Source organism: Oceanobacillus timonensis (genome assembly GCF_900166635.1).
In the GTDB taxonomy this organism is placed as follows: Bacteria; Bacillota; Bacilli; order Bacillales; family Amphibacillaceae; genus Oceanobacillus; species Oceanobacillus timonensis.
In genome coordinates this window covers 113045-125416 of sequence record NZ_LT800497.1, presented here as the reverse complement: position 1 = coordinate 125416, position 12372 = coordinate 113045, and the positions used below count along the sequence as shown (strand labels likewise).

The 12372-nt window shown below is 39.4% G+C and carries 13 protein-coding genes; 5 read left to right on the top strand and 8 right to left on the bottom strand.

Annotated elements, in window-relative coordinates; translation table 11 throughout:
- The first annotated feature begins 83 nt into the window (after positions 1-83).
- Positions 84-1454, top strand: a complete 1371-nt coding sequence (locus B7E05_RS01085) for a CitMHS family transporter (RefSeq protein WP_080871903.1) — start codon at positions 84-86, stop codon at positions 1452-1454.
- Between the two features lie 208 nt (positions 1455-1662).
- On the opposite strand, the gene rpsR is transcribed toward B7E05_RS01085, so the two are convergent.
- The 7 genes from rpsR to B7E05_RS01050 form a co-directional block, all read right to left on the bottom strand.
- Positions 1663-1893: a 30S ribosomal protein S18 gene (gene rpsR / locus B7E05_RS01080; protein WP_080871902.1), complete on the bottom strand. Its 231-nt coding sequence runs from the start codon at positions 1891-1893 to the stop codon at positions 1663-1665.
- Positions 1894-1934: 41 nt separating this feature from the next.
- Positions 1935-2438, bottom strand: coding sequence for a single-stranded DNA-binding protein (ssb, locus tag B7E05_RS01075; RefSeq protein ID WP_080871901.1), 504 nt, complete (start codon positions 2436-2438; stop codon positions 1935-1937).
- 15 nt (positions 2439-2453) lie between these two features.
- Entirely contained in the window at positions 2454-2741 is a 288-nt protein-coding gene (gene rpsF / locus B7E05_RS01070; RefSeq protein ID WP_080871900.1) for a 30S ribosomal protein S6, read from the bottom strand.
- Positions 2742-2936: 195 nt separating this feature from the next.
- Positions 2937-4037 (bottom strand): redox-regulated ATPase YchF, encoded by a 1101-nt coding sequence (ychF, locus tag B7E05_RS01065; protein ID WP_080871899.1) that lies wholly within the window; start codon positions 4035-4037, stop codon positions 2937-2939.
- A 187-nt stretch (positions 4038-4224) separates the two neighbouring features.
- Positions 4225-4419 (bottom strand): DUF951 domain-containing protein, encoded by a 195-nt coding sequence (locus tag B7E05_RS01060; RefSeq protein WP_080871898.1) that lies wholly within the window; start codon positions 4417-4419, stop codon positions 4225-4227.
- 103 nt (positions 4420-4522) lie between these two features.
- Entirely contained in the window at positions 4523-5428 is a 906-nt protein-coding gene (locus B7E05_RS01055; protein ID WP_143833150.1) for a mechanosensitive ion channel family protein, read from the bottom strand.
- A 227-nt stretch (positions 5429-5655) separates the two neighbouring features.
- Positions 5656-6678 carry a YkvI family membrane protein gene (locus B7E05_RS01050; protein WP_080871897.1) on the bottom strand — a complete coding sequence of 341 codons (1023 nt, stop codon included), beginning with the start codon at positions 6676-6678 and terminating at the stop codon, positions 5656-5658.
- 78 nt (positions 6679-6756) lie between these two features.
- Between B7E05_RS01050 and yyaC the strand changes: the two genes are divergently transcribed.
- Entirely contained in the window at positions 6757-7356 is a 600-nt protein-coding gene (gene yyaC / locus B7E05_RS01045; RefSeq protein WP_080871896.1) for a spore protease YyaC, read from the top strand.
- 135 nt (positions 7357-7491) lie between these two features.
- On the opposite strand, the gene B7E05_RS01040 is transcribed toward yyaC, so the two are convergent.
- Positions 7492-8196, bottom strand: coding sequence for a DUF554 domain-containing protein (locus tag B7E05_RS01040; RefSeq protein ID WP_080871895.1), 705 nt, complete (start codon positions 8194-8196; stop codon positions 7492-7494).
- Between the two features lie 698 nt (positions 8197-8894).
- Between B7E05_RS01040 and lpdA the strand changes: the two genes are divergently transcribed.
- From lpdA to B7E05_RS01025, 3 genes are all read left to right on the top strand, one after another.
- The gene (gene lpdA / locus B7E05_RS01035) at positions 8895-10241 is read left to right on the top strand and encodes a dihydrolipoyl dehydrogenase (protein ID WP_080871894.1); all 1347 of its coding nucleotides are present in this window, start codon (positions 8895-8897) and stop codon (positions 10239-10241) included.
- Positions 10242-10345: 104 nt separating this feature from the next.
- Entirely contained in the window at positions 10346-11293 is a 948-nt protein-coding gene (locus B7E05_RS01030; protein ID WP_080871893.1) for a thiamine pyrophosphate-dependent dehydrogenase E1 component subunit alpha, read from the top strand.
- Between the two features lie 33 nt (positions 11294-11326).
- Positions 11327-12367: an alpha-ketoacid dehydrogenase subunit beta gene (locus tag B7E05_RS01025; RefSeq protein ID WP_080871892.1), complete on the top strand. Its 1041-nt coding sequence runs from the start codon at positions 11327-11329 to the stop codon at positions 12365-12367.
- Positions 12368-12372: the final 5 nt, after the last annotated feature.

The following is a 12372-nucleotide window of genomic DNA, read 5'->3' as shown; positions in this document are numbered from 1 at the left end:
AATTTACCTTGTAAACGTTTTATAGTATTAATTGGGTTTTTTCAACATTTTTGTAAAATGTTTGCAAAGAAAAGGAGTTTATTATGGAAGATGTTTCAGTTTGGCTGACAATTGTTGGTCTATTCATTATCTTTTCAATTGTTGGTCTGCTTATAGCAAGTAAAATTAGTCCTATTGTCGGGATGACGATTATTCCTATCATCGGGGCATTTTTAGCGGGATTTAATTTTGGGGATCTTTCAAAATTCCTGGCAGATGGTTCCGACCGGGTAATGGGCGTCGTTATCATGTTCATTTTCGCCATTATCTTTTTTGGAATTATGCAAGACAGCGGATTATTTAATCCATTTATACGTTTTATGATTTTAATAACAAAAGGAAATGTCATCATTGTAGCCATGGCTACAGCAGCTATCGGAATGATTGCACAACTGGATGGAGCCGGTGCATCTACTTTCCTTCTTTGTATCCCTGCGTTACTTCCTCTGTATAAGGAATTACATATGAGTCGTTATTTGTTGCTTCTATTAGTTGCATTAAGTGCCAGCGTAATCAATATGGTACCGTGGGGCGGCCCTTCTGCACGGGCTTCAACTGCTATTAATATAGATCTAATTGAATTTTACTTACCGCTTATTCCTATACAAGGAATTGGAATTGTACTTATTCTGACATTAGCGGCTCTTCTTGGATTTCGTGAAAAAAAGAGAATCGATAAAAAAATGGCAACTGGGGAAATTACCAAAAAGGACGAAGTGAACATTCGTGCTATTGCTGATAATTTTACCCAAAGACAGCACGAGGAAATGGCTGCAGCGAAAGAACAGCCACGGGATATAAAAGGTAGAAACTGGGCAAACCTTCTTTTGACCGTTCTTGTGTTAGGTACCATGATGGCTGGTCTGCTGGAACCTCAATACGCATTTATGATTGGTGTAGCAATTGCCTTGCCATTGAATTATCAAGGCGTTGATAATCAAATGAACCGTGTAAAAGTGCATGCTCCAAATGCTCTAATGATGGCAGCAGTTATTCTGTCAGCGGGTGTCTTTCTTGGTGTTCTCAATGGTTCCGGCATGCTGGAACAAATTGCATTAGCAGCAGTAGCAATTATGCCGTCTTTTGTTATTCCATTTATTCATATTATTGTTGGAATAATCGGGGTGCCATTAGATTTATTAACCAGCACCGATGCTTATTATTTCGCATTACTGCCAATCGTTGATCAAATTGCCAGTACACAAGGCATCGCTTCGATATCCACTGCTCACTCGATGATGATTGGAAATATTATTGGTACATTTGTCAGTCCTTTCTCCCCGGCATTATGGTTAGGCGTCGGACTCGCTTCTGCCAACATGGGGAAACATATTAAATACTCTTTCTTCTGGTTATGGGGCTTCAGTGTTGTACTATTATTATGTGCCGTTCTAATTGGTGTGGTAAATTTCTAAAATGGAATGGAACAGGTTCATCGGCCTGCTTTAAGTGCAAGGTATTATATCCTGTACTTAGAGCAGGCCTTTTGTTGGGATAAGCCAAACGTCATTCTATAGAAGTTCTGTGGAGCACAATACCTTTCAATAAGATCAATAAGCTATTTATCGCTTTTAAAGCCATAATAAAACCCTCCAGTTCTTTTGAACTGGAGGGTTTTATAAATCAGTCTGCTACGTAAGGCAATAAAGCCATTTGACGAGCACGTTTGATTGCAATGGTTAATTTACGTTGATATTTTGCAGAAGTTCCTGTTACACGACGAGGAAGAATTTTTCCACGTTCAGAAACGAAACGTCTCAGCAAATCTACATCTTTATAATCGATGTGTGTAATTCCATTTGCTGTGAAATAACACACTTTTTTACGCTTTGCGCGTCCGCGACGAGCTGCCATGTGAATACACTCCTTTTCATTAAAGTTAGTTGGATAATGATTTAAAACGGTAAATCATCATCTGATATATCAATCGGTTCTCCATTATTTTTAAATGGATCTTCCTGATTTTGATTTTGGTTTTGATTAAACCCTTGATTTTGATTTGATGAAAATGGATTTTGTTGATATTGGTTCTGATTATTCTGGTATCCATCAGATTGATATTGTCCGCCGCCCTGAGAGCCTTTGGTTTCCAGGAATTGGACACTATCTGCAACAATTTCTGTTACATAAACCCGTTTGCCATCCTGGCCTTCAAAATTACGTGTTTGTACACGTCCATCGACGCCAATCATGCTTCCCTTTTTCATATAGTTTGCCAGGTTTTCAGCAGGTCTGCGCCAAACGACACAGTTAATAAAATCTGCTTCACGTTCTCCCTGTTGATTTGAAAAAGGTCGATTAACAGCAATATTAAAGTTGGCTACTGCCACACCATTTGGAGTATAGCGTAAATCAGGATCCCTCGTTAATCTGCCAACCAACACGACACGATTTAACATCAGAACCACTCCTTATTATTTTTCATCTCGAATAGCCATATGGCGAATAATATCATCATTGAATTTCGCTTGACGATCAAACTCATTGATTGCAGTTTCATCACTTTGGAAATTGATTACAACATAATATCCATCACGATAATCATTGATTTCATATGCAAGACGTTTCTTGCCTTTTTCATCAACTTTTTCGATTTCCGCTCCATTATCAGTAAGGATTTTGTTGAAACGCTCAACTAAAGCAGTTTGCGCTTCCTCCTCGATATCTGGGCGGATGATGTACATAATTTCGTATTTTCTCATCCGTTACACCTCCTTTTGGTCTTAGCGGCTCCGTTCTCCTTGCATTCCGAATGAATACAGGATATAAGAGCAAGGAATAATTGTCTAATTACTCACAATGCAGTATTATACCAAATAATTTATGTTATGACAAGCTTTTCGAGAGAACCTGATTTACTTTTATTTTTATTACCCGCTTTATCGGGAAGAACACATTTATACATTAAACCGGAAATGAATCACATCGCCGTCTTTTACAATATATTCTTTTCCTTCCAGTCTAACCTTGCCTCTTTCTTTTGCTGTTACCATATTGCCGGCATCCACTAAGTCATCATAAGATACCGTCTCGGCCCGTATGAATCCTCGTTCAAAATCAGTATGGATAATCCCTGCTGCCTGAGGTGCTTTAATCCCTTGACGGAAAGTCCATGCACGCACTTCCTGTTCACCGGCAGTAAAATAGGTTGCCAGGCCGAGCAGATTATAAGATGCTTTAATTAACTGATCCAGGCCTGATTCAGCGATACCCAAATCATCTAAAAACTCTTCCTTTTCTTCCGGATCCAATTCTGCTATTTCTTCCTCAATACGTGCGCAAACAACGATTACTTCCGCATTTTCATTTGCTGCGTATTCTTTTACCTTTTGAACATATTCGTTGGAAGAAGTATCTGCTACATCATCTTCACTTACATTAGCTACATATAACGTCGGTTTACTGGTTAACAGATGCAATCCCTTTACAATTTTCTCCTGGTCTTCTGAAAACTCCAAAGCACGGACCGGCTGATCATTTTCCAAGCCTTCTTTGAGCGTATTTAATACCTCATACTCTGCCAGTGCTTCCTTGTCCTTTTGACGTGCCATTTTTTCTACTCGCTGGAATCGTTTATTAACGGATTCCAAATCTGCCAAAATCAGCTCCAGATTAATGATTTCAATATCATCAATCGGGTCTACCTTTCCGGAAACATGTGTAATATTTCCATCTTCAAAGCAGCGCACAACCTGACAAATGGCGTCAACCTGTCTGATATGGGATAAGAATTGGTTTCCTAATCCTTCCCCTTTACTCGCGCCTTTCACAATTCCTGCAATATCCGTAAATTCAAATGCAGTCGGAATCGTTTTCTTTGGTTTTACAAGCTCTGTTAATTTATTTAAACGTTCGTCCGGTACCTCCACAATACCTACATTTGGATCAATCGTAGCAAATGGATAGTTTGCTGCTTCCGCTCCAGCCTGCGTGATTGCATTAAATAAGGTAGATTTCCCTACATTCGGAAGACCGACAATTCCTGCTGTTAATGCCATATTACTTTCTTCAACTCCTTAAGGATTCGTTCATGAACATTTCGTAATTCCAATTATAGATAGTCCTTGACAAAAAGACAAGTCATGAGAAAACTCAAAACCGGACCATTCTCAGACCCGATTTTGAGTTTTCTTCTAGGGGAATATTTCATTTTATCTTATTTTTCTTAAACAAAATGTTATTTTACTATTCTTCCTGTTTTTCTAAAACTTTTTTCATTTTCTTCGTAAAATCTCTTCTCGGGATAAGCACACTATGCCCGCAGCCGAGACATTTAATCCGGATGTCCATTCCCATACGGATAATTTGCCAACGATTTTCCCCACATGGATGCGGCTTTTTCATTTGAACAATGTCATTCAAACCAAACTCTTTATCCATAACTCCTGCTCCTTTTTGAAATAATGCTGTCTGGCTCCAATTCTACATTTAATCAGAGACACAGAACTTTTCTTACATTCATTATAACAAATTTCAAAGGAATTTAACCGCGCTGACGCTGACGTTCTTCAGATAATTTATCTACCTGGTCCTCTGTGTAGGTAACAATACGTGGTGCAGGAATTTTAATGCCGGATTTATACAGTTTGTCCTGGATTTCTTTACGAATATTCCGTTCGCCTGCCCATTGAAGCTCTGGCTGTGTTTCCGCAATCACACGAACAACAAAGCTGGACACATCCAGATTTTGTACACCAATAATCTCTGGTACACCTAAGATAAATTCATATTTATCAGGAAGCGTTTCTCCGACTTCATTAATAATTCGTTCGACTTCTGCTACATCACTTTCATATGGCACATTGACATCGACCACAGAGAGCCCATTTCGGGATGAGTAGTTAATAACCTGGTCGATATTCCCATTCGGGACAATGTTCAACTCTCCAGTCCAGGAAACAATTTTAGATGTACGCAAACCGATTTCCTCTACTGTTCCTTCTACTCCTGCAGCTAACACATAATCTCCTACCGAAAACTGATCCTCAAAGATAATAAAGAAACCGGTAATGATATCCTTCACAAGGTTCTGTGCCCCAAAACCAATCGCTAAACCAGCCACACCGGCACCGGCTATTATTGGACCGATTTGAAAGTTAAAGACCTCTAATATCATAACAATAGCCATAAAATAGACAACATATCCAACAACACTTTTAATCAATTGTTTCAGTGTATTTTCCCTGCGTTTTGGAATCTGTATAGGCCCACGCTGTCTCTGGACAAATAATCTATCTACTAATTTCCGAACAATACGGACAACTATCCAAGCAATAAGGATAATCAAAAGAATCCGGACTGCTCCGCCAAGGATTGCCAACCAAAGCTCTGGATTACTTAAATAATCCCACAGCTTTCCTAATTGATTACCTATAAAACTCAATTTCATGCGTTTCTTACTCCTTTCTCTTCCTTAAAAACCGGGGTATTTAATAATATCACCATAACATTTTCCCAACCTGCAAAAATTATAAACATAGAATCTATTTTTAGTGCAAATTTTAGAGTGAACGGAATGATTTTAAAAAATTCCCCGCTTATAGTATTCTCTAACATATTGTTTTTGTAACAGTCTTTTCAAAAAAAATATCCTTTTCAGGATATGTTCAACGGCAATTATTCTTGGGCTCTTTTCCATAAAGGATAGGTTACTAATCGTGCTAAAATATATAAATTAAGTATGCCATATAACGGGTAAAGGAAACTAATCAAATTAGAAAAACCGAATCCTGTTAGTGGCAACATCAGAAGAACCATAACAAGTACAATCAGATATATCGGCTTTTCTTCTTTTAAAAAGGGTTGTACTCTTGTAGCAATGCCTAACATGCCAGCAGCAGCAGTTGTAAAGATAGCCAGCCAGAGCAAAATAGACATAAACAGAATCATACCTAGCGGAAATTCTTTCAAAATAGCAAATAGAGGAATTTCATATAACACGATTTCATCTGCAATTTGAATGAGGCTGCTGTTATAAATATACGATACAACACCTAAAGAAAGCCCTGTCCCTATACAAGATATAACCATTTCTCCTCTCCCTTTTATTTTATTTCCGATGGCCCCTAAAATAGCGATCAAAGGGAGAATATTCAATGCTGTAAAAGGAAAGGCAGAAAACCAGTTCCGCTGCTCATGCCAATATGCAAATAATTGTAAATTTTCATTGGAAACGTATGTCGCTAATACATATAATAAACCGCCAATCAAAACTGGCAGAATAAACTGATTGATTGTTAATAAACCATTTATTCCTTTTAAAAATAACAGTACCAGGAAGATTCCAGTAATTCCTATGCCGACACTGTATGGCAAATGAAATACTTGGCCAGCGGCTCCACTTCCAGCAATCATAATCATCGTTGTTGTAAAAAGATACAATAGAATAAACCCGTCAAATACTTTTGTCAGTTTTTTCCCTGCAATCACTTCCAAAACAGGTACATAATTTTCACTTTTCATTTTATAGCTAATCGACATAATCACATAACAGCAAACCGAAAAAAGAATGGCAAATAGGACAATAGCCAGTCCACTTTCATGGCCAAAAAACTGCCACAGTTCTCTTCCTGAAACATACCCGGCTCCAATCGTTGCACCCAGGATTAATGTTATCCATTGCAGGCTTCTTTTCCACATCGCATTTCCTCCAATTCATACGTATAGTTCTCCGCAAATTACCGTATACTATAACAATATGATTTTGGAGGAACTGCTATGAATCTAAAAAATTACCTGCGTATCCAACCCAGCCAATTCAGAGCAAATTATCAGGAACCAGACATCGCTAAAACATTATCTAATCAAGTATTCCCCTGGCTTCCTTTAAAGGAAAATAATTATATTGCTGTTTTTATCGGAACCGACCGATCCACTGGAGATGCACTGGGTCCGCTTGCAGGAACTTATTTTGAAGCGATGCGCCCGAAGAACATCCATATCTGCGGAACCGTACACAATCCAGTCCATGCCGTCAATTTACAGGAGTCGCTCTACACGATTTATAAAAGTTATGATAAACCTTATTTAATTGCTATTGATGCCTGTCTTGGCAAGAGCAGTTCTGTCGGAAGTATTATTGCTGAAAACAGGCCTTTAAAACCCGGCTTGGCATTGAATAAACAACTCCCGCAAGTTGGTAATATCAATATGACAGGGGTTGTCAATGTCAGCGGTTTTATGGAGCATACCGTTTTACAGAATACCCGTCTATCCCTTGTGATGGATATGGCTCAGGAAATAGCAAATGTACTCAAACAAATCGATCAGCAGCTAAGCTGCTCCCTGCAGGAAAATATAACAAGGAAAATGATATGAACCCTTGTAAACGATTGCCTGTCACTCAAATTGACAGCTGAAAACCCATTTCACGAAATAATATGTATATATTTCTATTCCATAACACACAAAAAAACGGACTGAGAAATGTCCGGTTTTTTGTGTGTATTTATTTTAAAATAAGGTGAATACATAATAAACCAGTACAACTGTCACAATACTTGGTAATAAATTTCCGATACGAATCTTAGTGATATTTAATAAATTCAATCCAATTGCCAGAATAAGCAACCCGCCAACTGCCGTTAATTCGACAATTAATCCATCTAAAAATGCATCCGGTACCCACCGATTAATTTGTGTCGCCAGCAATGCAATTGTTCCCTGATATAGCAAAACAGGAACTGCTGATAAGATAACGCCAATTCCTAATGTAGTTGTTAATACAAGTGCAGTGAAACCATCAATGATTCCCTTGGTAATCAAAACGCCATGATCACCGCGTATACCGCTGTCTAAAGCTCCGATAATTGCTAATGCTCCAACACAAAATATCAGAGAAGCCGTGACAAAACCTTGTGAAATACTTGTGTTATTACCACTAACTGCAAAACGGTTTCCAATCCATGTACCAAATCGATTCAAACCTTCTTCTATTTTTAATCCCTCTCCAATAATCGCACCAGATAATAAACTTAATAAAACAATAATAATCTGTTCTGTCTGTAGTGCCATCTGCAGACCAATTAAAACAATAGCCAGTCCGATGCCATTCATGACCGTTTCTTTAAACCGTTCCGGGATTTTTGTGAAAAATAAACCGATAATACTACCAATAATAATAAATACGATATTAACAATTGTTCCGAATAACGCCACTTCCTGCCCTCCTACTGTTTAGAGGTTTCAATAGAATGAACTGCCTCTCTCCCATTTCTCCATAAAACAACAACCAAAAAGGGTTTATAGACCCCTCTTAATGAAATGTTCCACGTGAAACATTTCTATATAAACATGCTGTATGTACTCATTTGAACGATTTATTTTCTATGATACATAGACATTTCTACCGAGGCTTAACCGCCTTCTTCAAATAAAGAGATAAAGAGCATTATAATCAAATTTCAATGAATTTGCAATCCTTTTTTCTATCTTGATATCCTGTAAGCATAGGTTTAACGCTGTGACCATGTGACATTTTTCTATTTCTACTCTATTATAATATCATATTACCATACATTGTTTTCGTATTATCACACTCTCCTCCAATGTTGTCAGATCAAGCCGTCTGCTACGAAAAAATACGACGCTAGTTAACTTTATTTCTATCTACTTGTAGCAACTATCATTTTTATAAAATGCATTAACCTGCCAACATTGCATCCCCTCTCCCCTTCATCTGGTTATGTTAAACGGTTATAGTCATAGAACTTTTTCATTACTGACCAGCAGATCATCATACAGCCCATCTACGTTTGAAAAATGTCATGATTCAGACATTGAAAATCAAATGTTTCAGTTATACAATAAAAGTGAACAGTATTGTAAGCGATTTCAATAGGAGGTGATAGATTTCTATGCAACATTTTGATGTCATCGTTATCGGCTCAGGACCCGGCGGTTATGTTGCTGCTATCAGAGCAGCTCAGCTCGGGAAGAAAACAGCGATTGTCGAAAAATCGAGCATTGGAGGTGTTTGTCTTCATACCGGTTGTATCCCTTCCAAAACCTTACTGAAACACAGCAAAATGGTAGAGAATATAAGGATAGCAAAGGAATGGGGAATTTCCACCGGTACATTACAAGTGGATTATGAAAAACTGACCGAACGGAAAGAGGAAGTCGTTCAAACATTAACAGACGGTGTAAGTTATTTGTTGAAAAAGAATGCTATTACGATTTTCCATGGAGAAGCTGCAGTAGACAAGGAACGGACGGTAACAATCGGAAATGAAAAACTGAAAGGAAGCCATATTTTACTTGCTACAGGAAGCAAACCTTTTGTCCCGCCTATCAAAGGGCTGGACAAAATAGAATATGAGACAACGGATACTTTCTTTGATTTGAAAACACAGCCTAAAAAATTAGCAGTGATTGGCGGCGGAGTGATTGCTTCAGAGATTGCCTCTGCAATGACTCAGCTCGGAACAGATGTCAGTCTTATTGAAATTGCACAGGATGTATTACTGACGGAAGAAAAAGATGTACGTGCTGCTTTAAAAAACCAATTGGAAACACAGGGCATTCAGATTTTTACCAAAGCTGCTATCAAAGAAGTAAAACAGAATAAGGTTATTCTTGCAGACCAGGAAATAGCCTTTGATACGCTCTTAGTAGCTGCAGGAAGAAAGCCGAATCTGCAACTTGCGGAAAATCTAAATTTGCAAATGAATCCAAATCATTTTGTTCAAGTCAATTCATTCTATGAAACAAGTGAAGCAAATATTTATGCAGTTGGAGACTTGATTGGCGGGTATCAATTAGCCCATGCAGCCAGTGCAGAAGGTATTGCAGCCGTACACGCCATGGCCGGCGAAAATATCAGCTTGGATCAGCAAGCTATACCACGCTGTATTTATACCCACTTGGAAGCTGCTTCGTTTGGGCTGACAGAACAAGAAGCTGCTGATGCCGGCTATGAAACGGCAGTAACAACATCTTCTTTTAATGGAAACAGTAAAGCTGTCGTAGATGGAGAAGCAGAAGGTTTTATCAAAATTGTTACGGAAAAGAAATACCAGGAAATTTTAGGAGCTTTTATCGTTGGACCAAACGCTACAGAGTTAATCGGAGAATTATTAGGCGTGAAAGCATCTGAAGGAACCATGCATGAACTTGCCGATATTGTGCAGCCCCACCCTGCCCTATCCGAAGTTATCGGAGAAAGTGCGCATGCATTATTTGAGCGGGCTGTTCATATGTGATTTTAAAAAACTTGGTTGTTACCAAACCTTTGGACAACCATCGTAACACTTATGCAGTAAGAAAGGTTACTTTCAAAGCTGCCAAATAAAAGGAGGAACGCGTCATGGAAAAACAAGATGCACGCTGGATTTATCAGACAATGAATGAAATCCGTGCTTTTGAAGATGAAGTCCACCGGATTTTCGGTACAGGAAAGATTCCCGGATTTGTTCACTTGTACGCAGGAGAAGAGGCAATCGCTTCTGGGGTAATGGCTCAACTTGAAGATGACGACTATATTACCAGTACACATCGCGGGCATGGTCACGCCATTGCAAAAGGGTGTGATATGAACCGGATGATGGCAGAAATCATGGGTAGAAAAGATGGGCTTGGCCGCGGTAAGGGCGGCTCCATGCATGTAGCTGATGTGGAAAAAGGAATGCTCGGAGCAAATGGTATTGTCGGCGGTGGTTTTGGTTTAGCAAATGGTGCTGGAATTTCTATTCGCAATATGGGGAAAGAGAATGTTGCTGTTTGTTTCTTCGGTGATGGTGCTGCCAATGAAGGTACTTTCCACGAAGGGCTGAACCTCGCTTCCATTCTTAATTTACCGGTTGTTTTTGTTTGTGAAAACAACCAATTTGGTGAAGGAACCGCCCATAAATACGCCAGTGCATCCGAAACCATCGCAGAACGTGCCTCTGCCTATAATATGCCTGGTGAATTTGTAGACGGTGCAGATGTGAAAGCTGTCTATAAAACTTTTAAAAAAGCGATGCAGCGTGCCAAATCCGGAGAAGGCCCTACATTGATTGAATGCAGTACGTACCGGAATTACGGTCATTTTGAAGGGGATGAACAAAAATATAAATCACCCGATGATGTAAATACAGGCCGAGATCCTATCCCCGAATTCCGGGAAAAAGCATTGGAAAAAGAATGGCTGACAGAAAAAGAAGCTGACCAAATGGAAGCAGATGCAAAACAAAAAGTAAAAGAAGCGGTGGAATTTGCGGAAAACAGTCCACTGCCTGATATTGACTCATTATATGAAGATGTTTTTGCTTAAAGAGAAGGTTTAAATCAACAAGGAGGGATTAAGATGGGTAACAAACGAACAATGACATTTATGGGAGCGATCCAAGAAGCGATGGACATGTCCTTGGAAAATGATGATAATGTCATTTTGATTGGAACGGATGTAGCAGGCGGAGCGGAAGTGGATCATTTACAGAATGATGAATCATTTGGCGGTGTTTTCGGTGTATCCAAGGGACTCGCAGCCAAATATGGGCGAAATCGTATTATTGACACGCCGATTGCAGAACACGGATACTTCAGTGCAGCTGTTGGTGCTGCAGCTACCGGGCTTCGTCCCATCGCAGAATTAATGTTTAATGATTTTATCGGATTTGCCCTCGACCCTATCCTGAACCAGGGAGCGAAAATGCGTTATATGTTCGGCGGCTATGCAAAAATTCCTTTGACCGTCCGGACTGTTCACGGAGCCGGAGCAGGCGCCGCTGCACAACATTCGCAGACACTTTATGGCATGTTCGGCGCTATTCCCGGTGTCAAAGTTGTCGTACCATCCAACCCTTATGATGCAAAAGGGCTGTTTCTCGCAGCAATGGAAGATGATAACCTCGTTGTTTTCTCTGAGGATAAGACATCATATGGGATGGAAGGAGAGGTTCCTGAAGATTATTATACCGTTGATATTGGAAAGGCAAACGTCGTAAGAGAAGGTTCGGATTTAACAATTGTTGCTATTGGTAAAATGGTGCAGGTGGTGGAAGAAGTAGCCGAGCAGCTTGATGCGTCCCATGTTTCAACAGAAGTAATCGATCTTCGGACAATTTCCCCGTGGGATGAAGAAACGGTACTGGAATCCGTCAAAAAGACTGGCAGACTGGTTGTTGTAGATGAATCCAACCCGCATAACAATACAGCTACCGATGTTGCCTCGGTCATCAGTGATATCGGTTTTGATTATTTGGATGGGCCGATTAAAACGGTTTGTGCACCGGATACGCCGGTTCCTTTTGCTCATAATCTGGAACAAGCTTATATACCGGATGCAGATAAAGTGCTGCGTGTAGCAGATGAATTAGTTGCAGATTTAAAAGCAGTCAAAGCATGAACAGG